The 24,130-nt window shown below is 72.3% G+C and carries 17 protein-coding genes; 7 read left to right on the top strand and 10 right to left on the bottom strand.

What is annotated here, in order from left to right:
• Positions 1-10: 10 nt before the first annotated feature.
• From proC to Talka_RS10930, 8 genes are read right to left on the bottom strand one after another with little or no spacing between them, the layout of a single operon-like run.
• Positions 11-853, bottom strand: a complete 843-nt coding sequence (gene proC, locus Talka_RS10965) for a pyrroline-5-carboxylate reductase (protein WP_143891364.1) — start codon at positions 851-853, stop codon at positions 11-13.
• Positions 846-1,694, bottom strand: a complete 849-nt coding sequence (locus Talka_RS10960; protein ID WP_143891363.1) for a MurR/RpiR family transcriptional regulator — start codon at positions 1,692-1,694, stop codon at positions 846-848. Before Talka_RS10960 ends, proC begins: the two co-directional genes overlap by 8 nt.
• Before the next feature lie 30 nt (positions 1,695-1,724).
• Positions 1,725-4,553 (bottom strand): phosphoenolpyruvate carboxylase, encoded by a 2,829-nt coding sequence (ppc, locus tag Talka_RS10955; RefSeq protein WP_143891362.1) that lies wholly within the window; start codon positions 4,551-4,553, stop codon positions 1,725-1,727.
• Between the two features lie 31 nt (positions 4,554-4,584).
• Entirely contained in the window at positions 4,585-6,219 is a 1,635-nt protein-coding gene (gene pgi / locus Talka_RS10950) for a glucose-6-phosphate isomerase (protein ID WP_185970145.1), read from the bottom strand.
• 41 nt (positions 6,220-6,260) lie between these two features.
• Positions 6,261-7,457, bottom strand: a complete 1,197-nt coding sequence (locus Talka_RS10945; RefSeq protein WP_143891360.1) for a CaiB/BaiF CoA transferase family protein — start codon at positions 7,455-7,457, stop codon at positions 6,261-6,263.
• The gene (locus Talka_RS10940) at positions 7,454-7,966 is read right to left on the bottom strand and encodes a low molecular weight protein-tyrosine-phosphatase (RefSeq protein ID WP_143891359.1); all 513 of its coding nucleotides are present in this window, start codon (positions 7,964-7,966) and stop codon (positions 7,454-7,456) included. Before Talka_RS10940 ends, Talka_RS10945 begins: the two co-directional genes overlap by 4 nt.
• Positions 7,967-8,025: 59 nt before the next feature.
• The gene (locus Talka_RS10935) at positions 8,026-8,652 is read right to left on the bottom strand and encodes a MarC family protein (RefSeq protein WP_143891358.1); all 627 of its coding nucleotides are present in this window, start codon (positions 8,650-8,652) and stop codon (positions 8,026-8,028) included.
• 14 nt (positions 8,653-8,666) lie between these two features.
• The gene (locus Talka_RS10930; protein ID WP_185970144.1) at positions 8,667-11,624 is read right to left on the bottom strand and encodes a bifunctional diguanylate cyclase/phosphodiesterase; all 2,958 of its coding nucleotides are present in this window, start codon (positions 11,622-11,624) and stop codon (positions 8,667-8,669) included.
• A 331-nt stretch (positions 11,625-11,955) separates the two neighbouring features.
• Between Talka_RS10930 and Talka_RS10925 the strand changes: the two genes are divergently transcribed.
• The 5 genes from Talka_RS10925 (at position 11,956) to secF (ending at position 19,992) form a co-directional block, all read left to right on the top strand.
• Complete coding sequence (locus Talka_RS10925) at positions 11,956-15,600, top strand: indolepyruvate ferredoxin oxidoreductase family protein (RefSeq protein WP_143891356.1); 3,645 nt, start codon at positions 11,956-11,958, stop codon at positions 15,598-15,600.
• Positions 15,601-15,730: 130 nt separating this feature from the next.
• Positions 15,731-16,699, top strand: coding sequence for a DMT family transporter (locus Talka_RS10920; protein WP_143891378.1), 969 nt, complete (start codon positions 15,731-15,733; stop codon positions 16,697-16,699).
• 119 nt (positions 16,700-16,818) lie between these two features.
• Positions 16,819-17,139, top strand: coding sequence for a preprotein translocase subunit YajC (gene yajC, locus Talka_RS10915; RefSeq protein WP_143891355.1), 321 nt, complete (start codon positions 16,819-16,821; stop codon positions 17,137-17,139).
• Positions 17,136-19,010 (top strand): protein translocase subunit SecD, encoded by a 1,875-nt coding sequence (gene secD, locus Talka_RS10910; RefSeq protein WP_143891354.1) that lies wholly within the window; start codon positions 17,136-17,138, stop codon positions 19,008-19,010. Before yajC ends, secD begins: the two co-directional genes overlap by 4 nt.
• Positions 19,011-19,038: 28 nt before the next feature.
• Positions 19,039-19,992, top strand: coding sequence for a protein translocase subunit SecF (secF, locus tag Talka_RS10905; protein ID WP_143891353.1), 954 nt, complete (start codon positions 19,039-19,041; stop codon positions 19,990-19,992).
• Between the two features lie 69 nt (positions 19,993-20,061).
• Here the strand turns inward: secF and dprA are convergent, their stop codons facing one another.
• Both dprA and Talka_RS10895 read right to left on the bottom strand, forming a co-directional pair.
• On the bottom strand, positions 20,062-21,183 hold the full coding sequence (gene dprA / locus Talka_RS10900; RefSeq protein ID WP_143891352.1) for a DNA-processing protein DprA: 1,122 nt from the start codon (positions 21,181-21,183) through the stop codon (positions 20,062-20,064).
• A 7-nt stretch (positions 21,184-21,190) separates the two neighbouring features.
• Positions 21,191-22,408: a LysM peptidoglycan-binding domain-containing protein gene (locus Talka_RS10895; protein WP_425472682.1), complete on the bottom strand. Its 1,218-nt coding sequence runs from the start codon at positions 22,406-22,408 to the stop codon at positions 21,191-21,193.
• A 113-nt stretch (positions 22,409-22,521) separates the two neighbouring features.
• On the opposite strand from Talka_RS10895, the gene def reads away from it, so the two are divergent.
• On the top strand, positions 22,522-23,115 hold the full coding sequence (def, locus tag Talka_RS10890) for a peptide deformylase (RefSeq protein WP_143891350.1): 594 nt from the start codon (positions 22,522-22,524) through the stop codon (positions 23,113-23,115).
• 20 nt (positions 23,116-23,135) lie between these two features.
• The gene (gene fmt, locus Talka_RS10885) at positions 23,136-24,101 is read left to right on the top strand and encodes a methionyl-tRNA formyltransferase (RefSeq protein WP_143891377.1); all 966 of its coding nucleotides are present in this window, start codon (positions 23,136-23,138) and stop codon (positions 24,099-24,101) included.
• The last annotated feature ends 29 nt before the right edge of the window (positions 24,102-24,130 follow it).

Below are 24,130 nucleotides of genomic sequence, written 5' to 3'. Positions count from 1 at the left end.
GCCGAAGCCATCAGTCGGTGCGGCCAAACTCGTCCGCCAGCTCCTTGGCGCGTCGCTGCGCCGCCTGCAGCGCTGCCGCGAAGGCGCCGTGCACGTCGCGCGCTTGCAGCACCTCCAGCGCCGCGGCGGTGGTGCCGCCTTTGGACGTGACGCGCGCGCGCAGCGCCTCCGGCGGCTCGCCGGCCTGGCGCGCCAGCTCGGCCGCGCCGGCAAAGGTCTCGATGGCCAGCGTCAGCGCCTGCGCCGGGGGCAGGCCCATGGCCGCGCCGGCCTCGCGCATCGCCTCCAGCAGGTAGAACACGTAGGCCGGCCCAGAACCCGACAACGCCGTCACCGCATCCAGCAGCGCCTCGTCGTCCACCCATAGCAGTGCGCCGGTCAGGCCCAGCACCGCCTCGGCCAGCGCGCGGTCGGCCGCCGTGGCCTGCGCGGTGGCATACAGCCCCGTCATGCCGCGGCCGACCAGCGCCGGGGTGTTGGGCATGCTGCGCACGATGCGCGCCGCGCCGGTCCAGGCGGCGATGCTGGCGCAGCGGATGCCGGCGGCCACGCTCAGTTGCAGCGCGCCGCCGACGAACGCGGCGGCGGCCTGCGCCGCCGCGCGGAACTGCTGTGGCTTGACCGCCCACACCACAAGCAGCGCCTCGGCCAGCGCGGCGTCCGGCGCCGGCTGCACGGCCACGCCCCAGTCGCGGCGCAGGCGCGCGCGCGCCTCCTCGCCGGGGTCAACGACGCGCAGCCGCTCGGCTGGGTGTCCGGCGCGCAGCAGCGCCCCGATCAGCGCGCTGGCCATGTTGCCGCCGCCGATGAAGGCGACCGTGGTATCAGGGGAAAGGCGCGGGGTCTCAGGCATAGCGCTTGCTGCTGATCTGGGTCTTGACCGCCTTGAGCAGCGGCTGCACCTGCGCCGCGCCCATGCGCAGCGCCAAGCTGGTGACCAGAATGTCCACCAGCACCAGGTGCACCAGGCGCGACAGCATCGGCATGTCTTGATCGTAGCGCTCGGTATGGTCGGCGGCGAGGTGGATATCGGCGGTGAGCGCCAGCGGGCTGCGGGTGCGGGTGACGGCGATGGTGGTGGCGCCGTTCTTGCGCGCCACGTCGGTGGCATCGATCAGGTCGCGCGTGCGCCCGGAGTTGGAAAACACCAGCGCCACGTCGCCGGGCTTGAGCAGCGCCGCGCTCATGACCTGCAGGTGCCCGTCGGCAAACGCCCGGCAGTTGACGCCGAGCCGAAACAGCTTGTGCTGGGCGTCCAGCGCCACGATGCTGGAGTTGCCCACGCCATACAGCTCGATGCGGTGGCGTCCGCGCCAGGCTTGCTCCAGCGCCTCCACGGCCTGGCGCAGCGCCGAGGGCGCCAGTTCGTTGCGAAACTTCAGCAGCGCGGCCACCGTGTTGTCGATCACCTTGACGGTGACTTCGGGCACGTCATCGCCCTCGTCAACGCTGCGGTGGATGTAGGGCACGCCCTCGCTGACGGTGCCGGCCAGCTTCAGCTTGAAGTCGGTCAAGCCCTCATAGCCCAAGCTGCGGCAGAAGCGCAGCACGGTGGGCTTGCTGACGCCGGCCAAGGCCGCCAGCTCCCCCACCGGCAACTGCGCGAAGCGGCGCGGATCCTCCAGCACAAGGCGCGCCACACGTTGCTCCGCCGCGGGCAGCGACGGCAAACAAGCCTGAATGCGTTCGAGCATGGCGACGGGTCTCCTTGGGGGCTGATGGGGTCAGCCGGTGTTGCGCAGGCCGGCGGCGATGCCGTTGATCGACAGGTGGATGCCGCGCTTGACCTTTTCCTCGCGGTTGCCGGCGCGGTAGCGCCGGATCAGCTCGACCTGCAGGTGGTGCAGCGGGTCGATGTAGGGAAAGCGGTGCGCGATCGAGCGCGCCAGCGCGGGGTTGGCGGCCAGCCGCTGCGCGTGGCCAGTGATGGCCTCCAGCGCCGCCTGCGTGCGCCGCCATTCGGCTTCGATGGCGTCGAAGACGCGCCGGCGCAGCGCTCGATCCTCCACCAGCTGGGCATAGAGCGCGCCCAGCGCCAGGTCGCTCTTGGCCAGCACCATGTCGATGTTGCTCAGCAGCGTGGCGAAGAACGGCCAGCGTTGGTGCATCTCGCGCAGCAGCGCCAGCGCCGCCTGCGCGCCCATGTCGCGTTGCAGCGCCTCGACGCCGCTGCCCAGTCCATACCAGCCCGGCAGCGTCAGGCGGCACTGGCCCCAGCTGAAGCTCCACGGGATGGCGCGCAGATCCTCGATGCGCTGCGTGCCGGTGCGCGAAGCCGGGCGCGAGCCGATGTTCAGTTCGGCGATCTCGCGGATCGGCGTGGCGGCGAAGAAGTAGTCGGCAAAGCCCGGCGTCTCATAGACCAGCTGGCGGTAGGCGGCCATGCTGGCGCGCGACAGCGCCTCGGCGGCCTGCAGGTAGCGGCGCGGCACCGGCTGGCGCGGCGGCAGCAGCGTGGCCTCCAGCGTGGCCGCCACCAGCGTCTCCAGATTGCGCCGACCGATGTCCGGGTGACCGTATTTGGAGGCGATCACCTCGCCCTGCTCAGTGAGGCGCAGCTGGCCGCGCACGGTGCCGGCCGGCTGGGCCAGGATCGCTTCGTAACTTGGCCCGCCGCCGCGGCCCACCGTGCCGCCGCGCCCGTGGAACAGGCGCATGCGTACCGGCCGCGGCAGCGTGGCGGCCAGGCGATCGAACAGCGCCGCCAGCGCCACTTCGGCCTGATACAGGCACCAGTTGCTGGTGACGATGCCGCCGTCCTTGTTGCTGTCGGAGTAGCCGAGCATGATGTCTTGCTCGCCGTACTCCAGCGGCCCGCCGTGCGCGACCAGCTGCGCCACCGCCGGGATGGCGTAGTAGTCGGCCATGATGGCGGCGGCCTGGTGCAGGTCCTCGATGGTCTCGAACAGCGGCACGACGATCAGCTCGGCGCGCGCGTCCTGCCCCCAGGCGCCGCGCAGCAGACCGACTTCTTTTTGCAGCAGCAGCACCTCCAGCAGGTCGCTGACCGCCTCGGTGTGGCTGATGATGGCGTGGCGGATGGCGGCGGCGCCGAAGCGCTGGCGCGCGCGCCGCGCGGCGGCGAACACCGCCAGCTCCCGCTCGGTGACCGGTGAGTAGGCCCGCTCCGGGATGCGCAGCGGGCGCGGGTCCGCCAGCGCCGCCAGCAGCGCGCGGCGCTTGGCGTCCTCCGGCAGCGCGCGGTAGTCGGGCTCCAGCCCGGCGGCGGCCAGCAGCTCGGCCACCGCCTGCTCGTGCTGGTCGCTGCTCTGGCGCAGATCCAGCGTCGCCAGGTGAAAGCCAAACACCTCCGCCGCGCGCAGCAGCGGGCGCAGGCGCGGCTCGGCCAGCGCCGCGCAGCCCTGCGCCACCAGCGCCTCATCGAGCACGCGCAGATCCGCAACGAACGCCTCCGCCGACGGGTAGGGATCGGACGGCGCCACCGCGTGGCGCGCGGCCTCGCCGCCCGTGAGCTCGCGCAGTGTGGCGGCCAGCCGGGCGTAGATGCCAATGAGGGCGCGGCGGTATGGCTCGTCCTCCCGGTGCGCGTTGCGGTCCGGCGAGGCCGCCGCCAGCGCCTGCAACGCCGGCGGAGGCGGCAGCAGCATCGCCGACAGCGACAGCTCCGCGCCCAGCGCGTGCACCTCGCGCAGGTAGTGGCGCAGGATCAGGTCGGCCTGGCGCTGCAGCGCCAGCTCCAGCGTGCCGGCGTTGACGTGCGGGTTGCCGTCGCGGTCGCCGCCGGTCCACTGGCCCAGGCGCAGAAACGGCGGTACGCGCTCGCCCAGCGCCGCTTCCAGCTCCCTATACAAGCGGGGCACTTCGGGCACGAAGGTGCGTTCAAAGTAAGCCAGCGCGTTGCTGATTTCGTCGGCCACCGTCAGACGCGAGAAGCGCAGCAGCCGCGTGTGCCACAGCTGCGTGATGCGCGCGCGCAGCGCGGCCTCGTTGGCCGCCAGGCTGCGCGCCAGCACGCGGTCGCCGCGGCGCTGGCCGGCGGCGGCGGCCTGCGCGCGGATCGCGTCGCGCTCGCGCAGCAGCTCGGCGATCGCCGCTTCGGCGTCGCGGATGCTCTTGCGCTGCACTTCCGTGGGGTGGGCGGTCAGCACCGGCGACAGGTAGGCGTCCCGCAGCGCCTGCGCCACTTGCGCACTGGCCACGCCGCGGCGCTGCAGCCGCTTCCAGGTGTGCGCCAGGCTGCCCGGCTGTACGTGGCCGGCGCGCTCGTGCACCTCGCGGCGGCGCACGTGGTGACGGTCTTCGGCCAGGTTGGCCAGGTGGCTGAAGTAGGTGAAAGCGCGGATGACGCTGACCGCCTGCGCGTCGCTCAGGCCCTGCAGCAGGGTTTTCAGCGCCCGGTCGGCGCGCTGGTCGGCGTGGCGCCGGTAGGCCACCGACAGCTGGCGGATGCGCTCGATCAGCTCGAAGGTGGCTTCGCCTTCGTGCTCGCGGATCACGTCGCCCAGAATGCGCCCGAGCAGCCGGATATCCTCGACGAGCGGCAGGTCTTTCGGCGGGATACCGGAGCGGGCGGCAGGCTCGGGAGCGTTCATGGTCAGCGATCAGCAGCGCAAGAGGGATGCATCAAGGGCAGGCGCTATTGTCCATCGTCCGCGCCAGCGTCTTGCCCAGCTCCACGCCCCACTGGTCGAACGGGTGGATGCCCCAGATGGCAGCTTGGTAAAACACCTTGTGCTCGTAGGCGGCCACCAGCGCCCCGAGGTGGAACGGATCGAGCCGCGGCAGCCACAGCAGGTTGCTCGGCGTGTTGCCGGGGTAGGTGCGGTGCGGTGTCAGGCGACGCACCTCGGCTTCCTCCAGCCCCTCGGCGCGCAGCGCGGCGGCGGTGGCTTCGGCGTTGCGGCCCGTCGCGAGCGCCCGCGCCTGCGCGCGCAGGTTGGCGTGCACGAGTCGCCGGTGCGCATCGACGGTTGGCAGCGGCGTGTCGTCCTCGCAGACGCCGATGAAGTCCACCGCCACCCGGTGCGTGCCCTGGTGCAGCAGCTGGAAGTAGGCGTGCTGCGCGTCCAGCCCCTGGCCGCCCCAGACGATCGGGCCGGTGTCGATCGCCACTGCGCTGCCGTTGACATGCACGCGCTTGCCGTTGGACTCCATGTCGAGCTGCTGCACGTGCCGCGCGAATTCGCCCAGGCGCCAGCTGTAAATGGCCAGCAGGTGCGTCGGGCAGCCGCGGAAATTGCGGTTCCAGATGCCCAGCAGCGCCAGCGCCAACGGTAGGTTACGCTCGGGCGGCGCTTCCCACGCGTGGCGATCCAGCGCGTGCGCGCCGGCCAGCAGCTGCTCAAAGCCCGCGCGGCCGATCGTCACCGCCAGCGGCAGGCCGATCGCGCTCCACAGCGAGTAGCGTCCGCCGACCCAGTCCCAGAACACGAAGGTCTGCGCGCGCGGCACGCCCCAGGCCGCCGCGCGGTCGGGATGCGCGGTAACGGCGATCCAGTGCGGGGCCTGCCGCTCGGGGGCTACGCCGGCATCGGCCAGCCAGCGGCGGCTGCTGTCGGTCAGGCGCTGCGTCTCCACCGTCGTGAACGACTTGCTCTGCACGATGAACAGCGTGCGCGCGGGGTCGAGCCGGCGCAGCGTGTCGTAAAGCGCCCAGGCGTCGGGGTTGGAGACGAAGTGCACGCGCACCCGCGGGTGCGCGTGCGCCGCCAGCGCCTGCACCGCCATGCGCGGGCCGAGGTCGGAGCCGCCGATGCCGAGGTTGACGACGTCGGTGATCGGCTCGCCGCCCGCGCCCAGCCACGCGCCGGCGCGCAGCCGCTCGGCGGCCTCCAGCATGCGATCGAGCTCCTGCCGCACGGCGCGGTTGATCGTCTTGCCCCATGGGGCGTCGGCCCAGTGGCTGCCGCGCAGCGCCACGTGCAGCGCGGCGCGGCCTTCGGTGGCGTTGACGGGCGCGCCGCGGCGCAGCGCGTCGGCCTGCTGCGCCACGCGCGACTCGTCAGCCAGCGCCAGCAGCGCCGCCCATTCCGGCAGGCCCAGCGCCTGGTGCGTGGCGTCCAGCGTCAGCCCGGCGGCCTCCAACGTCAGCGCGCGGGTGCGCGCCTCGTCGCGCGCGGCCAGCCGCTCCCGCAGGTGCGGCTGCGGCGCGGCGGCCAGCGCCTGCAGCCGGCGCCAGGCGGCGCGCTGCGGCGGCGGCACGAAGCCTTCGGCCACGGTTACGGGGGCCGCGCACGGGGCGGCGGCGGTGTCGATCATCGGTCGATCCTCCCTGGTCATGTCGGGCTCGCGGCGGTGGTTCAGGCCGCGCCCCAGCCGGCGCGCGCCACCGCATCGCCGTGCTCGCCCAGGCGCGGCGCCGGCGTGCGCAGCGTGCCGGGGGTGGCGCTGAGCTTGGGCGTGATGCCCGGCACCTTGAGCGCTCGCCCCTCGCGGTCGGTGGTCTGCACCACCATGCCGCGCGCGGCGTAGTGCGGGTCGCGCGCGATGTCGGCGGCGGTGTAGATGCGGCCCACCGGCACGTCGGCGGCTTCCAGCGCGGCGATCACCTCGGCCACGGTGCGCTGGCGCGTCCAGGCTTCGATGGCGGCGTCGAGCTCGGCGGCGCGGCGCGCGCGCCCGTCGTTGTGCGCAAGTTCGGGGTCGTCGGCCAGGTCCGGGCGGCCGATCGCCTGCATCAGGCGGCGGAAGATGCCGTCGCCATTGCCGCCGATCAGCACATAGGGCTCGGCTTCGTCGCCGTCGGCGCGGCAGCGGTAGGCGTTGGACGGCGCGATGCCGGGCAGCGCGCTGCCGCTGCGCTGGCGCACCACGCCAAACGCATCGTATTCGGGCAGCAGGCTTTCCATCAGGTTGAAGACGCTCTCATACAGCGCCACGTCCACCATCTGGCCTTCGCCGCCGCGGGCGTCGCGGTGGTACAGCGCCAGCAGCACGCCGATGACGCCGTGCAGCGCGGCGATCGAGTCGCCGATCGAGACGCCGCAGCGCACCGGCACCCGCCCGGGTTCGCCGGTCAGGTAGCGCAGGCCGCCCATCGCCTCGCCCAGGATCGCAAAGCCCGGCTTGTGCGCGTAGGGGCCGGTCTGCCCGTAGCCGGAGACGCGCAGCATGATCAGCCGGGGATTGAGCGCGTGCAACTGCTCCCAGCCCAGGCCCCAGCCTTCCAGCGTGCCGGGCTTGAAGTTTTCGACGACCACGTCGGCCTCGGCGGCCAGCCGCCGCACGAGCGCCTGGCCTTCCGACGTGCGCAGGTCGGCGCAGACCGAGCGCTTGTTGCGCGACTGCACCTCCCACCACACCGAGGTGCCGTCGCGCAGCAGGCGCCACTTGCGCAGCGGGTCGCCCTGGCCGGGCGGTTCGATCTTGATCACGTCGGCGCCGAAGTCGGCCAGCACGCGCGCGGCGAACGGCCCGGCGATCAGCTGGCCGAGCTCCAGCACGCGCACGCCGGCCAGCGGGCCGGGGCGGGGGCAGGGGTGGGCGTCGGAGGTCATTGTGCGGGGGTGTCCAGGTGCGGGTGCAGGCTCAGCACGTGATCCAGCCAGCCGTCCACGGCGTCCTCGACCAGGTCAAGCACGAGCTCGAAGCCGTCCGGCCCGCCGTAGTAGGGGTCCGGCACCTCGTGCGCCGCGTGGCGGCGGGCAAAGCGCGCCAATCGATGGATTTTGTGTTGATGCAATGGCGGGCACAGCGCCCGCACTGCCGCTTCGTTGTCGGCGTCCATCACCAGCAGCCAGTCGTGCCGCTCGCAGTCCTGCACGGTCAGGCGCCGCGCGCGCAGATCCGACAGGTCCAGCCCCCGCGCGCGGGCGTGCGCCTGGGCGCGCGGATCCGGCGGCTGACCGACATGGTAGCCGTGCGTGCCGGCCGAATCGACCAGGATGCGTCCCTGCAGTCCGCGCTGGCGCAGCCGCTGCCGCAGCATCCCGTGGGCGGTGGGGCTGCGGCAGATGTTGCCCATGCAGATCATCAGCACGCGCAAGGGGCGGTTGTCATCCAGCATGCACGCGATGGTAACGAAACCGCATGACAAGGTGGGCGCGCTGGCGCGGCGGCGGCGCTTCAGGCCCCCGCCCCCAGCGCCGGAAACAGCCGCTGCAAGCCCGCGGCCATCACCTCCACCGCCAGCGCCGCCAGGATCAGGCCCATCAGGCGCGTCATGACGTTGATGCCGGTTTTGCCCAGCACGCGCGCGATCGGCTCGGCCAGCGCAAAGCACGCTGCGGTGGCCAGCGCCACCACCACGCCGTAGCCGACCAGCGCCGCGTGCTGCCAGAAGGTCTGCGCGCGCTCGGCGTAGATGACGACGGTGGACATGGTGGCCGGCCCGGTCAGCAGCGGGATCGTCAGCGGCACCACCGCGATCGAGGCGCGGCTGGCGGCATCGTCCACCTCCTCGCGCGTCGTCTTGGCCTCGGCCGGCTGGGCGTTGAGCATCGCCATCGCCGACATCAGCAGCAGCATGCCGCCGCCGACCTGGAAGCTGGCCAGCGAGATGCCGAAAAAGTCCAGGATCTGCAGCCCCGCCAGCGCGCAGGCGGCGATGACGGCAAACGCCGTGCTGGCCGAAATCAGGATGGTGCGGCGGCGCTGGCGCGCGCCCATGCCCTGGGTGTAGTGGATGAAAAACGGCACGATCGCCAGCGGGTTGACGATGGCCAGCAGCGTGATGAGGGGCTTGAGATCCATGGTCGAATGCGCGTTTAGGAATGGCTGGCCTGGGATGTCCACCCCTCAAGCCAGGCCGGCAGTTGCAACGCGGACAGGGCCGGTGCGTACAGCCACCCCTGGTGCCGGCAACAGCCGTGCTGACAGAGAAAATCGCGCTGCGCCGACGTCTCCACGCCTTCGGCCACCACCGTCAGGCCGAGGTCGTGCGCCATCGACAGCGTGGCGCGCACGATCGCCACGCTGTCGGCGTCGGTCGGGATGCCCTCGACGAAGCCGCGGTCGATCTTGAGCGTGCCGATCGGCAGGCGTTTGAGGTACCCCAGACTCGAGTAGCCGGTGCCGAAGTCGTCCAGGCTGAGGCGCACGCCCAGGGTCTGCAGGGCTTGCAGGCGCTGCGTCAGCTCGTGGCTGGCGTGCACCAGCAAGCTTTCGGTGATTTCCAGCTCCAGCGCCGTGGCGGGCAGCCCGGCGGCGTCAAGCGCCTGCTGCACGCGCAGCGGCAGATCGGAAGCGAACTCATGGGCCGACACGTTCACCGCCACGCGAACCTGCGACCAGGCCGGCGACTGCGCGCGCCAGCGCGCCAGCTGCGCCAGCGCCTCGTGCAACACCCAGGTGCTCAGCGGCTCGATGATGCCTGCCTCTTCGGCCATGCGGACAAACTCCGCCGGCGTCAACGCCCCCAATTGCGGGTGCTGCCAGCGCAGCAACGCCTCCACGCCGACCAACTGGCCGGCGCAGGCATCCACTTGGGGTTGATAGACCAGGTACAGGCCGTGCGCGGGCGGGTCGGCCAGCGCCTCGCGCAGCGCCGACTCCAGCGCCAGCCGGCGCGACACCTGCGCGTGCATCGACGGCTCAAAGAAGCGCCACTGGTTGCGCCCGGCGGCTTTGGCGGCGTACATCGCGGTGTCGGCATGGCGCAGCAGCGTCTCGAGGTCGGTGGCGTCGTGCGGGTACAGCGCCACGCCGAGGCTTGCCCCGATGCGCACGCGCGCGCCGTCCAGCTCAATCGAGGTGTCCAGCGCGCGCACGATCTTGCGCGCCACCACCGCTGCGGCTTCGCGCCCCTTCACCCACGGCAACAGCACCACAAATTCATCGCCGCCAAAGCGCGCCGGCACGTCGCGCGCGCGCAAGCAGGCTTGCAGCCGCGCGGCCACCGCTTGCAACAGCCGGTCGCCCTGCGCGTGTCCAAGGCTGTCGTTGACGTGCTTGAAACGGTCCAAATCCAAATACGCCACCGCCACCTCCCGGCCCTGCTGGCGCGCGCTGTCCAGCACGCTGCGGGCCAGCTCCGCCCAACGTTGGCGGTTGACCAGCCCGGTCAAGGTGTCGTAGTGCGCCAGTTGCTGCAGCTGGGCGTGGCTGTGCGCCAGCTCCAGTGTGCGCTCGCGCACCAGCTGTTCCACGCGGCGCTGCTGCCCGGTGGTCACCAGCACAAACGCGCCCAACAGCGCCACCGCCAAAAAACCCAGGCTGGCGGTCAAGTGCAGGCGGGTGTCCGCGGCGCTCTGGCGCCAAAAGGCGGCGGTGCCGTCCAGCTGCAGCAGCCAGCTGCGCTGCGCCAGGCGCAACGGCCACGCCGTGCGCGCCTGCAGCGGCGCTTCAGACGCGGCGGCTTCGCAGCCTTCGGGGCCGGCCAGGCGCTGCGGTCGCTCGGCGGCGTCCAAGTCGATCAGGCAGGCCGCCAGCCCTTGCAGCGGCAGCGGCTCCAGCGTGGTGCGCAGCATGTCGTCCAAGCGCAGCGCGCTGGAGACCACGCCGATCCAATCATGCTCGCCGGTGGGCTCGCGCACCGCGTGGTAGATCACCACGCCACGCTGACGACCGGGTTCCTGCACCAGGCGGATCGGCTCGGTGGCGCGCGGCTGACCGCTGTCCAGCGCCGCTTGCACCGCGCGGCGCAGCGGCTCGTAGCTCCAGACGTCCAGCCCGAGCGCTGTGGTGTTGCCATCGACGGGAGCCACGCGGGTGATGACCAGGTATTCCTCCGCTGCAGGCGCGGGCCAACGCTGTCCCTGGGCATCACGCGCCATGATCGGCCAGCCGGGTTCGCAGCACTCGTAGCGATGCCGCTCTGCATGGCGAACCCGCCAGTTGTAGGCAAAGTTTTGGGTGCCGGGGTAGCGCCGCAGCCACACGCCGGCAGCGTGCTCAAATTCGACCGGATCCAGGTGCGGGTCGCGGGCCAGCAGTTGGCCCAGCGCCTGCAGCGCATCCAGCTGCGCATCCAACCGCCGCTGCACCGTCTGGGCGGCCTGGTGCCCGATTTGCTCCACCCGCATGCGCAAACGCTCGGTCTGCGCCGCGGCCAGCACGTGCACCACCGTCGCCGCCAACCCGAGCGCCAACGCCAACGGCACGCCGACGCTCCAGCGCCGGGCGCGCCAGGCGTCGCGCGGCTGGCCGAGCAGCACCAGCGCCAACGGCACCAACAGCACCGCGCCCAGCGCATCGCCGAGCCACCAGGCGGTCCACTGGATCCAGGCGTCGCCCGGGGCGATGACGCCGTGCCACACCAAAGCAGGCACGGCCACGCTGGCGTTGATCAGACTGCTAGCCGGCAACACGATAAACAACAGCCGCAGCACCTGCGGGGGCTCATCCAGCGCCGAGGGGTAGCCCACCCAGCGCCGCACGGCCCAGGCCGACCAGGCCGCCATGGCGGTGGCGCCCAGCGCCGGCGCCAGCACGCCCCAGTGTCGCCAGTCGGCGCCCACGGCTTGGTGCGCCATCGCTTGCACGGCCAGCGACCCGATCAGGACTCCGGGCAACGCCGTCCAGCCCACCACCAAGGCCGCGCCAGCGGCCACGCCAGCCGGAAAAAACACCACGATCGCATAGTCCGGCGGCACGCGCAGCTGCAGCGCCAACCAGCCGGCCACAGCATAGGCTGCGGCCGTGCCTGCCGTCGCCACGAGGGCGCGCAGCGCCGCCCGGAGTCGATCGGCGGCGGGGGCATCGGAGGAGGTCGGGGCAGCGCTCATCGTCAACGAACAGGCGGCTTGCACTGTAGCACCGCGGCGCTCAGGGCGGTCAGGCAGGGCCAAGGCCGCTTCAGCGTTGGGCATGGCCACAGCGCGAAACCCCGGATTTTTCAGTGAAACCCTAGGGGTTTACCCGAAAAGAGGCGGCGAGCCTGGGGCTATGGGCTCGCGCGCCGCGCGCGCGGCGCCTAAACTGCGTGCTAAGCCCGGGCGGGCTGCCAAGCAGGTGCCGTCGCCGGCGATCCCGGCGCACGGTCACTTTGGGCCGTTGGGCAGGCCCGCCGCCCGGTGGGGGCTGACCGGCCCGTTGTTGACCGAGGAGACCACTGCCATGACCACGGCCTTGCCCGAAGCGGTGCAGCATGCATTGCGCACCGTTACCCTGGAGGACAAATACGCCCTGCCGCGCGGTCGCGCCTTCATGAGCGGCATCCAGGCGCTGGTGCGCCTGCCGATGCTGCAACGGCAGCGCGACGCCCTGGCCGGCAAGCACACCGCCGGCTTCATCAGCGGCTACCGCGGCTCGCCGCTGGGCGGCTACGACCAGGCGCTGTGGAAGGCGCGCGAGCACCTGAAGGCTCACCACATCGTTTTCCAGCCCGGCGTCAACGAGGAGCTGGCCGCCACCGCCGTCTGGGGCACGCAGCAGCTGGGTTTTGCGCCGCCCGGCAGCGCCCGCTACGACGGGGTCTTTGGCCTTTGGTATGGCAAGGGGCCGGGGGTGGACCGCTGCAGCGACGTCTTCAAGCACGCCAACCTGGCCGGCACCACGCCGTGGGGCGGCGTGATCGCGGTGGCCGGCGACGACCACGTGGCCAAGAGCTCCACCGCCGCGCACCAGAGCGACCACATCTTCAAGGCCTGTGGGCTGCCGGTGTTCTTTCCGGCCAGCGTCCAGGAGATCCTGGACCTGGGCCTGCACGCCTGGGCGATGAGCCGCTACGCCGGCGTGTGGACCGGCATGAAGACGATCCAGGAGATCGTCGAGTCCAGCGCTACGGTGGAGATCGACCCCGAGCGCGTGCGCATCGCGCGGCCGGACGACTTCGAGATGCCCCCGGGCGGCGTGCACATCCGCTGGCCGGACGCGCCGCTGGAGCAGGAGGCGCGCTTGATGGACTATAAGTGGTATGCGGCGCTGGCGTACGTGCGGGCCAACCGGCTCAACCACAACGTCATCGAGGGGCCCCACGACCGCTACGGCCTCATCGCCAGCGGCAAGGCCTACAACGACCTGCGCCAGGCGCTGCACGACCTGGGGCTGGACGAGGCCACCTGCCGGCAGCTCGGCATCCGCGTGCACAAGGTGGCGGTGGTCTGGCCGCTGGAGGCGCAGATCACGCGCGCCTTCGCCGAGGGGCTGCGCGAGATCCTGGTGGTGGAGGAAAAGCGCCAGGTCATCGAGTACCAGCTCAAGGAAGAGCTCTACAACTGGCGTCCCGACGTGCGCCCGGACGTGCTCGGCAAGTTCGACGAGATCGAGGGCGACCACACCGGCGGCGAGTGGTCGGTGCCGAACCCCAGCGCCCACACGCTGCTGCGCGCCAACGCGGACCTGACGCCGGCCATCATCGCGCGCGCGCTGGCGCGGCGGCTGATGCGGCTCGGCATCCTGCCCGAGGGCAGCGACGTGGCCGCGCGCGTGCAGCAGCGTCTGGCGCGGATCGAGGCGCGCGAGCGCGCGCTGCAGCCGATCCAGCTGCATGGCGGCGAAGCGCAGCGGCTGCCGTGGTTCTGCTCGGGCTGCCCGCACAACACCTCCACCCGCGTGCCGGAGGGCTCGCGCGCCATGGCCGGCATCGGCTGCCACTATATGGCGATCTGGATGAACCGCCAGACGGTGGCCTTCACCCAGATGGGCGGCGAGGGCGTGCCATGGATCGGGCAGCAGCCGTTCACGAACGAAAAGCACATCTTTGCCAACCTCGGCGACGGCACCTACTTCCACAGCGGTCTGCTGGCCATCCGCCAGGCCATCGCCGCCGGCGTCAACATCACCTACAAGATCCTCTACAACGACGCCGTGGCGATGACCGGCGGCCAGCCGGTCGGCGAGCGGCCGGAAGGGCACTCGGTGCTGCAGATCGTGCACAGCCTGCGCAGCGAAGGCGTGCGCAAGCTGTTCATCGTCACCGACGAGCCGGCGAAATACCATGGCGTGCGCCACGTCACGCCGGGCGGCGTGACGCTGACGCTGCCGCCTGATGTGCCGGTGCTGCACCGCGACGAATTGGATCGCGTGCAGCGCGAGTGCCGCGACACCGAGGGCGTGACCGCCATCATCTACGACCAGACCTGCGCCACCGAGAAGCGCCGCCGCCGCAAGCGCGGCCTGATGGCCGAGGCGGCGGCGCGCGTCGTCATCAACGAGCGCATCTGCGAGGGCTGCGGCGACTGCGGCGTGCAGAGCAACTGCTTAAGCGTCGAACCGCTGGAGACGCCGCTCGGGCGCAAGCGCACGATCAACCAGAGCACCTGCAACCAGGACGATTCGTGCGTCAAGGGCTTCTGCCCGAGCTTCGTCACCGTCGCTGGCGTCAAGCCGCGCAAGCCGGGCCGTGACGCGGGCGCCCCCGACCTCAAGGACCTGCCGCCGCTGCCCGAGCCGGCGCTGCCTGCGTTGCAGCCGGGCGGCGGCGCCTGGGGCATCGTCGTGGCGGGGGTGGGCGGCACCGGCGTCATCACCATCGGCCAGATCCTCGGCGTGGCCGCGCATCTGGAGGGCAAGGGCATCGTCACGCAGGACGCGGCGGGCCTGGCGCAAAAAGGCGGCGCCACCTGGAGCCATGTGCTGATCGGCGCGCGCCAGGACGACATCCTGACGACCCGCGTGCCAAGCGCCGCCGCCGACCTCATCCTGGCCTGCGACCCGATCGTGGCCGCCGGCGCCGAGACGCTGGCGCGCACCCTGCCCGGGCGCACGCGCGTGGCGCTCAACGCGCAGGCCACGCCGACGGCGGCCTTCGTGCAGGATCCCGACTGGCGCAATCCGTCGGCACGCTGCGTGGCGGTGATCACCGAGGCGGTCGGCGCCGACGCCGTCGGCGCCTTCGATGCCGAGGCGCTGGCGCTGAAGGTGCTGGGCGACACGCTCTACGTCAACCCGATGGTGCTCGGCTACGCGTGGCAGAAGGGCTGGATCCCGCTGCGGCGCGAGACGATCGAGCGCGCGATCGAGCTGAACGGCGTGGCGGTGGCCGCCAACAAGGCCGCCTTCGAGTGGGGCCGGCGCGCCGCGCACGACCCGGCCGCGGTGCAGCGGCTGCTCACCCCGGCGCAGGTGGTGCCGCTGCACCGTACGCCGACGCTGGAGCAGACCGTGCGCACCTGGGTGGAGCACCTGACCGGCTACCAGGATGCCGCGTACGCGCAGCGCTACGAGGCGCTGGTGCGCCGCGTGCAGCAGACGGAGAGCGCCTGCGGCGGCCGCGGCGAGCTGGCGCGCGCGGTGGCGCAGCAATACGGGCGGCTGCTGGCGATCAAGGACGAGTATGAGGTCGCGCGCCTCTACACCGACGGCGTCTTCCTACAGCGGCTGCGCGAGCAGTTCGACGGCGCGCCGCGCCTGACTTTTCATCTTGCGCCGCCGCTGCTGGCGCGGCGCAACGAGCGCGGCGAGCTGCTCAAGCGCCCGTTCGGCCCGTGGATGCTGACGGCGATGCGCTGGCTGGCGCGCGCGCGGCGGCTGCGCGGCACCTGGCTCGACCCGTTCGGCCACACCGAGGAGCGGCGCCTGGAGCGCGCGTTGATCCGCGAGTACGAGCAGGCGATCGAGGAGGTGCTGGCCGGCCTCAAGCCCGAGCGGCTGCCGCTGGCGCTGGCGATCGCGCGCTGGCCCGAGCAGGTGCGGGGTTTTGGCCACGTCAAGCTGCGCCACCTGCAGGCCGCGCGCCCGCGCTGGGACGAGCTGCGCCGCCGCTGGCGCGCCGGCGAGAGCCGCGCCGACGACGCCCCGGCCTCCGCCCGCGCCGCCTGAGGCTGTCGCGTGCCCGACGCCGCCGGCGGCGGCGCCCCCGTGCCGCCCCTACACTTTGGGCCCTCGTGGACACGACAGGCGGGTCGGCATGCGGCGGACGGACGGCGACAACGGTAGGGTGGCAGCGGGCGTGGGCGCCGGCGTGGCGTGGGCGCTGGCCGCCGGGCTGCTGTGGGGGCTGGTGTTCGTCGCGCCGCTGATGCTGCCGGACTACCCGGCCGCGCTGCTGACGGTCGGGCGCTACCTGGCCTTCGGCCTGCTGTGCCTGCCGCTGGCGTGGATCGACCGCCACGAGCTGCGCCACCTGCGCCGCGCCGACTGGTTGCATGCGCTGGAGCTGGCGTTGGCCGGCAACCTGCTGTATTACCTGCTGCTGGCCAGCTCGATCCAGCGCACCGGCGGGCCGCTGTCCACCGTCATCATCGGCACGCTGCCGGTGGTGATCGCCGTGGTGGCCAACCGGCGCGACGCCGCGCGCGACGGGCGCCTGCCATGGCGCCAGCTGTTGCCGGCGCTCGTGCTGATCGTCGCCGGCATCGCGCTGGTCAACCACGTGGAGCTGCAGGCGGTGCGCGCCGACCCGGCGCGGCGCGTGGCGGACTACCTGCTGGGGGCGCTGCTGGCCGCCGGCGCGGTGGCGTGCTGGACGTGGTACCCGCTGCGCAACGCCGACTGGCTGCGCGCGCACCCGCAGCGCAGCGCGCGCGCCTGGTCCACCGCGCAGGGGTTGGCCACGCTGCCGCTGGCGCTGGCCGGCTACGCGCTGCTGCTGGCGTGGGGCGCCTGGGGCGGGCCGGGGCCGGTGCAGCCGCTCGGGCCGCGGCCCGAGGCGTTCGTGCTGTTGATGGCCGCGCTCGGGCTGCTGGCCTCGTGGCTCGGCACGCTGTGCTGGAACGCCGCCAGCCAGCGGCTGCCGACCGCGCTGGCCGGGCAGCTGATCGTGTTCGAGACGCTGGCCGCGCTGCTGTACGCCTACCTGTGGCGCGGCCAGGGGCCGGCGCCGGCGGCGCTCGTGGGCATCGCGCTGCTGGTGGCCGGCGTGCTGTGGGGCGTGCGCGCGCGGCCCGAGGCGGTGATCGCGCAGGCGCACCCGGATTGAATCGAGAAGGCAGGTTGGCCTTGCCCCCGCCGCTACAATGCCACGCTGGCAGAAAGTTTGTGCAGGCCGCGCCCCGGGCAACTTCATGGCCGCCGCGGCCTCTTGTGAGGAAAACCAACGTGTTCATTTCCAACGCTTACGCTCAAGCCGCCGCGGGCGGCGACGCGCCCTCGGCGCTGGTCAGTCTGCTGCCGCTGTTGCTGATGTTCGTGGTGCTGTGGTTCGTGATGATCCGGCCCCAGCTCAAGCGGCAGAAGGAGCACAAAGCCATGATCGACGCGCTGGCCAAGGGTGATGAGGTGCTCACCGCCGGGGGGCTGCTGGGCAAGGTGACCAGGCTCGGCGACCCCTACATCGCCATTGAGCTGGCCGACGGCATCGAGGTGCAGCTGCAGCGCACCGCGGTGGCGCAGGTGCTGCCCAAGGGCACGATCAAGTGAACCGTTACGCCTGGTGGAAGTACGCCATCCTGGCGGTGGCGCTGCTGCTGGCCACTGTTTACGCGCTGCCGAACTTCTTCGGCGAGGCGCCGGCGGTGCAGGTTTCCGCCGCGCGTGCGGCGCAGCGGCTCGACGAGGCGCTGCTGGCGCGCGTGGAGGCGGCGCTGGCCCAGGCGCAGCTGCAGCCGCAGGCGCTGCAGCTCGACGGCGGCACGCTGAAGGCGCGCTTTGAATCCACCGAGCAGCAGATCCGCGCGCGCGACGCGCTGGAGCGCGCGCTCAACCCCGACCCCGCCAACCCCGGCTACGTGGTGGCGCTCAACCTCCTGCCGCGCACGCCGGCGTGGCTGCAGGCATTGGGCGCGCAGCCGATGTACCTGGGCCTGGACCTGCGCGGCGGCGTGCACTTCCTGCTGCAGGTGGATATGGCTGCGGCGGCCACCAAGCGGCTGGACGCGCTGGTGGCGGAGCTGCGCACGCTGCTGCGCGAGCGCGACGTGCGTCACGGCGGCGTGCGCCGCGAAGGCGCCGAGGTGCTGGTGCGCGTGCGCGATGCCGACACCGCCGCGCGCGCCGCCGACCTGATCGCGCGCGAGCAGCCCGACGTGCAGCTGGTGCAGCGCCGCGACGGTGAGGAGACGGTGCTCGCCCTGACGCTGCGGCCCGAGGCCGCGCGCCGCCTGCAGGAGCAGGCGCTCAAGCAGAACATCCTGACGCTGCACAACCGCATCAACGAGCTGGGCGTCGCGGAGCCGGTGATCCAGCAGCAGGGGCTGGACCGCATCGTCGTGCAGCTGCCCGGCGTGCAGGACACCGCCAAGGCCAAGGACATCCTCGGCCGCACGGCCACGCTGGAGATCCGCATGGTGGACGAAAGCCCCGAGGGGCTGGCCGCCGAGCGCGACCCCAACGCCCCGGTGCCGTTCGGCTCCGAACGCTACCTCGACCGCAATGGCCGCCCGGTGATCGTCAAGCGCGAGGTGATCCTGACCGGCGACAACCTCACCGACGCGCAGGCGGGCTTCGACAGCCAGACGCAGGAGCCGGTGGTCAACCTGACGCTGGACGGCAAGGGCGCGCGCATCTTCCGCGACGTCACGCGCGACAACGTCGGCAAGCGCATGGCAATCCTGCTGTTCGAGAAGGGCCGCGGCGAGGTGGTGACTGCGCCGGTGATCCGCACCGAGATCGGCGGCGGGCGCGTGCAGATCTCCGGCCGCATGACGACGCAGGAGGCCAACGACACCGCGCTGCTGCTGCGCGCCGGCGCGCTGGCCGCGCCGATGGAGATCGTCGAGGAGCGCACGATCGGCCCGAGCCTGGGCGCCGACAACATCCGCATGGGCTTCCACAGCGTCGTGTGGGGTTTCGTGGCGGTGGTGGCCTTCATGTGCGTGTATTACACCTTCTTCGGCCTCATTTCGAGCCTGGCGCTGGCGTTCAACCTGCTCTTGCTGGTGGCGATCCTGTCGCTGCTGCAGGCTACGCTCACCTTGCCCGGCATCGCGGCCATCGCCTTGACGCTGGGCATGGCGATCGATGCCAACGTGCTGATCAACGAGCGCATCCGCGAGGAGCTGCGCAACGGCTCGGCGCCGCAGACGGCCATCCACAAGGGCTACGAGCACGCCTGGGGCACCATCGTGGACTCCAACCTGACCTCGCTGCTGGCGGGGCTGGCGCTGCTGACGTTCGGCTCCGGGCCGGTGCGCGGCTTCGCGGTGGTGCACTGCATCGGCATCCTGACCAGCATGTTCTCGGCGGTGATGTTCTCGCGCGGGCTGGTCAACCTGTGGTACGGGCGGCAGCGCAAGCTGAAGTCGATCGCCATCGGCATCCCGATGCCGGCCGGCGGCGGCAAGGGCGCTTAAGCGGCAGCGCGCAGGACGAGAGGCGACGATGGAATTCTTCCGCTTTCAGCAGCGCACGATCCCGTTCACGCGCCACATGCTGGCGCTCAACCTGGTGTCGCTGGTTACCTTCGTGCTGGCGGTGGTGTTCCTCGTCACGCGGGGGCTGAACCTGTCGGTGGAGTTCACCGGCGGCACGGTGGTGGAGGTGTCGTACCCGCAGCCGGCCGACCTCGGCCAGGTGCGCGCGGTGGTGGCGCAGCTCGGCTACGGCGAGGTGCCGGTGCAGCATTTCGGCAGCGCGCGCGACGTGCTGCTGCGCCTGCCGCTGCGCGAGGGGCTGTCGTCGGGCCAGCAGAGCGAGCAGCTGCTGGCGGCGCTGCGCGCGCACACGCCCGAGGTGGAGCTGCGCCGCACCGAGTACGTCGGCCCGCAGGTCGGGCGCGAGCTGGTGGAAAACGGCCTGCTGGCGCTGGCCTTCGTCATCGGCGGCATCATGCTCTACCTCGCCGTGCGCTTCGAGTGGAAGTTCGCGCTGGCGGCCATCGTGGCCAACCTGCACGACGTCGTCATCATCCTCGGCTTCTTCGCGTTCTTCCAGTGGGAGTTTTCGCTGGCGGTGCTGGCGGCGGTGCTGGCGGTGCTGGGCTACTCGGTCAACGAGTCGGTGGTCATCTTCGACCGCATCCGCGAGACCTTCCGCCGCCAGCGCAAGATGACGACGCGCGAGGTGATCGACTACGCCATCACCTCGACGATGAGCCGCACCATCATCACGCACGGCTCCACCGAGGCGATGGTGCTGTCGATGCTGATCTTTGGCGGGCCAACGCTGCACTACTTCGCGCTGGCGCTGACCATCGGCATCCTGTTCGGCATCTACTCGTCGGTGTTCGTCGCCGCCGGCGTGGCGATGTGGCTCGGCGTGCGGCGCGAGGATCTCGTCAAGGCCGCCGCCGCCAAGGGCGACCCGAACGACCCCAACGCCGGCGCGGTGGTCTGACGCGCCGCCGCAACCGCCGCGCGGCGCGCCCGGCCGCCCCCGGGGCGTGCGGCGGCGGGGGCAGCGGCCTCAGGCGCGCGCGACGCGCTGCAGCCGCCCACCGGGCAGCCGCGCCACCACGCCGTCCAGCTCCAGCGCCAGCAGGTGCGCCTGCAGCGCCGCCGTGTCCCAGCCGCAGCGGGCCTGCAGCGCGTCGAAGTCGAGCGGGTCGTGCCCGAGCGCGCGCAGCACCGGGTCGGCCTCGTCCGCCGGCGCCGCGGCGCCGGCGGGCGTATCGGGCCGCGGTGCAGGGGCCTCCAGCCGGCCCCAGACGGCGCGCAGCTCCTCCTCGATGTGCTCCACCGTCTCGACCAGCTTGGCGCCCTGGCGGATCAGCGCGTGGCAGCCGCGCGACTGCGGCGCATGGATCGAGCCGGGGATCGCGAACACCTCGCGCCCCATCTGCGCGGCCAGCTCCGCCGTGATCAGCGAGCCGGAGTCCAGCGCCGCCTCCACCACCAGCGTGCCGTGCGTCAGCCCGGCAATCAGCCGGTTGCGACGCGGAAAGTTCGCCGCCAGCGGCGGCGTGCCGAGCGGGTATTCGCTCACGATAGCCCCGCCGGCTTCGACGAGGCGGCGCGCCAGCGCCTGGTGGCGCGCCGGATAGACGCGGTCGGCGCCGGTGCCGACCACCGCGACCGTCACCCCGCCGGCCTGCAGCGCGCCCTCGTGCGCGGCGCCGTCGATGCCGGCCGCCAGCCCCGACACGATCGCCACCCCGCGTGCGGCCAGCTCCGCGGCGAACGCGCGCGCGTTGGCCAGTCCCTGCGGCGTGGCGTGGCGGCTGCCGACGATGGCCAGCGCCCGCAGCGCCGCCAGCGCCGCCGGGTCGCCCGCCACGTGCAGCAGCACCGGCGGGTCGGGCGTGGCCAGCAGGGCCGCCGGGTAGGCCGGCTCGCCCAGCGCGATCAGGTGATGTCCCGGCTGCGCCAGCCACGCGGCGGTCTGCGCGCGCAGCGCCTCCCAGCCGGGGGGCGTCTGGCGCAGGCGCCGGGCGACCGCCTCGCCGGCCACGCGGCCGAGTTCGGCCAGCGGCTGCGCCAGCACCTGCCCCGGCGGGCCGAAGGCCGCCAGCAGCCGCCGCGCCGTGGCCGTGCCGACGCCGTCGGTGGTCAGCAGGCGCAGCCAGTCCTCCCAGTCCTGCGGTGCCATCGGCCCGTCAGGGGTTGGTGAAGCGGTCGCCGACCTTGACGCCGTCGGTGACTTGCAGCACCAGCGCGTAGGCCACGCGCTCGAAGGTGCGGAACACCATCATCACGCCGTTGCGCTCGCCGGGCAACAACAGCTCGGCACGGGTTTCGTCGGTGCGGTCGGCGACGCGAGCGCGATTTTTGAGCAGCGCCAGCACATGGCCGTTTTCCAGCCCGTGCTCGCGGCCCCGGTTGAGCGCCACCACTTGAAACTGCCCCGCCATCTGCATCGCATTGCCGTGCACTTTGACCACTTGGCCCTCCACCTCGTCGGCGGGCGCGTGGGGGATGTAAGGTTGGCGCTCTCGCATTCGGGCCGGCAACAGCCGGTCGCCGAGGCGAATTTCTTCGCGCGCTTGCACGATGTCCACGGTGGCCGGCTCCAGCGTTGGGCGACCTTGGGCGTCGAGCTCCTGCCGTTCGGGGCGCACCAGCCTTGCCTGGCCCACCCGTTGCGCTTCGTAGCCGAGCAGCTCGCCCGTCTGCGGGTCGCGCAGCGGTTGGGCTTGCCGGTAAATGTCCAGCAGCCGGCGCTCGCCGCGGTCTGCCTCCAGCGGCTCGCCGGCTAGCGTGGCGCCTTGCCCGGTTTGACCGCGCGCGTAAGCGCGGTCTCCGCGGGCCAGCAGCACGCGTTGCTCCGGGCCCGCCACCAACCGTGGGGCCTGCGCGTGCGCCTGCGGATCGACCACCGCCACGTCGGCCAAAAACGGCTCGATGACCTGCGGCGGCAGTGCGGGAATGGCTTCGTCCAACGCTTCGGCCCGCACCCGCGGCGACAGCTTAACCAGGGGCGGCTCGTCGCCGGCCAACTCCAGCCGCGCGCGGTCGCCCGCGCGCGTCAGCACCAACACCTGGCCGGGGTAGATCAGGTGGGGATTGCGGATTTGCTCCAAATTCATGCCCCACAGCTCAGGCCAGCGCCATGGCTGCTGCAAAAAGCGGGCGGCAATCCCCCATAACGTGTCGCCGCGCTGCACGGTGTAGCGGGCCGGTGCGTCGGCGGCAAGCTCGCCCCAGGGCACGCCCATCTGGGCCACGTGTTGGGCGATTCGCCGCTGCTGGGGAGTGATAGGGTAGCGGCCCGCTGTTTGCGCCCACCCGAGGGCGGGCCAGCAGGCCGTCAGGGCCAACGCGCGGATGGCCTGGCGCCGTGGCCAGCTCGGCCAACGTCTTTGCAATGGATGCATGGTGTCTGGCAAGCCTCCCATGCCGATTGTCCGTCTTGCCCCTGATTCTGACAATGCCAACGCGACACGGCCGCTGGCTTGGACGGTCAAAAATCGGCAAAATGGCGACAATGATGCCACTTGATTCGAACCTTGAACCTTACCCGATTTTGCGTTACCCCGATCCGCGCCTGCGGACCGTGGCGCGGCCCGTGGCGCAAGTGGACGAGCGCGTGCGCAAGATCGTGCGGCGCATGTTCGCCACGATGTATGCGGCCAACGGCATCGGGTTGGCGGCCACGCAGGTTGACATTCACGAGCGCATCGTCGTCATCGACGTCAGCGACACCCGCGACCAGCCGCTGGTGCTGATCAACCCCGAGATCGAGTGGGCCAGCGAGGAAAAGCGCAAGGGCGAGGAGGGCTGCCTGTCGGTGCCCGGCATCTACGATGGCGTGGAGCGCTCGGTGGCGGTGCGCGTGCGCGCGCTGGACGAGCACGGCGCGAGCCGCGTGATCGAGGCTGAGGGGTTGCTGGCAGTGTGCATCCAGCACGAGATGGATCACCTGATGGGCAAGGTGTTTGTCGAATACCTCTCGCCGCTGAAGCGCGAGCGCATCCGCGCCAAGCTGCTCAAGGCTCAGCGTGAAGCGCAGCGGGAGGTTCACCGGCCCGCCGCGCCCGCGACGCGGTCGCGCCGTGCAGCGCCGGCGGAGACGTCGGCTTGACCGCGCCGACGCCGCGCACCTTGCGCGTGGCCTTCGCCGGCACGCCGGCGTTCGCCGCCACCGCGCTGCAGGCGATCGCCGAGGCCGGCTGGGCCCCGGTGCTGGTGCTGACGCAGCCCGATCGACCGGCGGGGCGGGGGTTGAAGCCGCAGCCGTCGCCGGTCAAGCAGCTGGCGCAGGCGCACGGCTGGGCGCTGGCGCAGCCGCGCGGGCTGCGGCTGGACGGGCGCTATCCCGAGGACGCCGCGGCGGCGCAGGCGGCGCTGCAGGCCGCCCGTCCAGACGTGCTGGTGGTGGCCGCCTACGGGCTGATCCTGCCGCCGTGGGTGCTGGCGCTGCCGCGGCTGGGCTGCCTCAACATCCACGCCTCGCTGCTGCCGCGCTGGCGCGGCGCCGCGCCGATCCAGCGTGCCATCGAGGCCGGGGACGCCGAGACCGGCATCACCCTCATGCAGATGGATGAGGGGCTGGACACCGGCCCGATCGTGCGGGCCGAGGCGGTGCCGATCGGGCCGTTGGACAGCGCCGGCACGCTGCACGACCGGCTGGCGGCGCTGGGCGCGCGCCTGATCGTGCAGGCGCTGGCGCAGGCCGAGCACGGGCCGCTGCCGGCGCGCCCGCAGCCGGCCGACGGCGTCACCTACGCCGCCAAGATCGACAAGGCCGAAGCGCGGCTGGACTTTACCCAGCCGGCCGCGGTGCTGGCGCGGCGCGTGCGCGCGTTCGACCCGGCGCCGGGGGCGTGGGCGTGGCTGGACGGCGCGCCGCTGAAGGTCTGGGGCGCGCACGCGCAGCCGGCGTCGGCGCTGGCCGCCGCGCCCGGCACCGTGCTGGCCGCCGCGGACGACGGCGTGCGCGTGGCCACCGGCGACGGGGTGCTGGTGCTGACCGAGCTGCAGCGCGCCGGGGGGCGGCGTCTGCCGGTGGACGCCTTCCTGCGCGGCGTGCCGCTGCGCGTGGGGCAATCGCTGGCGGCGCCAGCCTGACGCCGCAACTGGCCGCTTTCCTTGAAGCC

The sequence above is a fragment of the Tepidimonas alkaliphilus genome, from assembly GCF_007556595.1.
Taxonomy (GTDB): Bacteria; Pseudomonadota; Gammaproteobacteria; order Burkholderiales; family Burkholderiaceae_C; genus Tepidimonas; species Tepidimonas alkaliphila.
This window is presented reverse-complemented; position numbering and strand designations above follow the sequence as displayed.

Excerpts from the sequence above, each read along its gene's own strand:
- proC (WP_143891364.1), bottom strand. The coding sequence starts at position 853 with ATGCCTGAGACCCCGCGCCTTTCCCCTGATACCACGGTCGCCTTCATC.
- Talka_RS10960 (WP_143891363.1), bottom strand. The coding sequence starts at position 1,694 with ATGCTCGAACGCATTCAGGCTTGTTTGCCGTCGCTGCCCGCGGCGGAG.
- ppc (WP_143891362.1), bottom strand. The coding sequence starts at position 4,553 with ATGAACGCTCCCGAGCCTGCCGCCCGCTCCGGTATCCCGCCGAAAGAC.
- pgi (WP_185970145.1), bottom strand. The coding sequence starts at position 6,219 with ATGATCGACACCGCCGCCGCCCCGTGCGCGGCCCCCGTAACCGTGGCC.
- Talka_RS10945 (WP_143891360.1), bottom strand. The coding sequence starts at position 7,457 with ATGACCTCCGACGCCCACCCCTGCCCCCGCCCCGGCCCGCTGGCCGGC.
- Talka_RS10940 (WP_143891359.1), bottom strand. The coding sequence starts at position 7,966 with ATGCTGGATGACAACCGCCCCTTGCGCGTGCTGATGATCTGCATGGGC.
- Talka_RS10935 (WP_143891358.1), bottom strand. The coding sequence starts at position 8,652 with ATGGATCTCAAGCCCCTCATCACGCTGCTGGCCATCGTCAACCCGCTG.
- Talka_RS10930 (WP_185970144.1), bottom strand. The coding sequence starts at position 11,624 with ATGAGCGCTGCCCCGACCTCCTCCGATGCCCCCGCCGCCGATCGACTC.
- Talka_RS10925 (WP_143891356.1), top strand. The coding sequence starts at position 11,956 with ATGACCACGGCCTTGCCCGAAGCGGTGCAGCATGCATTGCGCACCGTT.
- secF (WP_143891353.1), top strand. The coding sequence starts at position 19,039 with ATGGAATTCTTCCGCTTTCAGCAGCGCACGATCCCGTTCACGCGCCAC.
- dprA (WP_143891352.1), bottom strand. The coding sequence starts at position 21,183 with ATGGCACCGCAGGACTGGGAGGACTGGCTGCGCCTGCTGACCACCGAC.
- Talka_RS10895 (WP_425472682.1), bottom strand. The coding sequence starts at position 22,408 with ATGCATCCATTGCAAAGACGTTGGCCGAGCTGGCCACGGCGCCAGGCC.
- def (WP_143891350.1), top strand. The coding sequence starts at position 22,522 with ATGCCACTTGATTCGAACCTTGAACCTTACCCGATTTTGCGTTACCCC.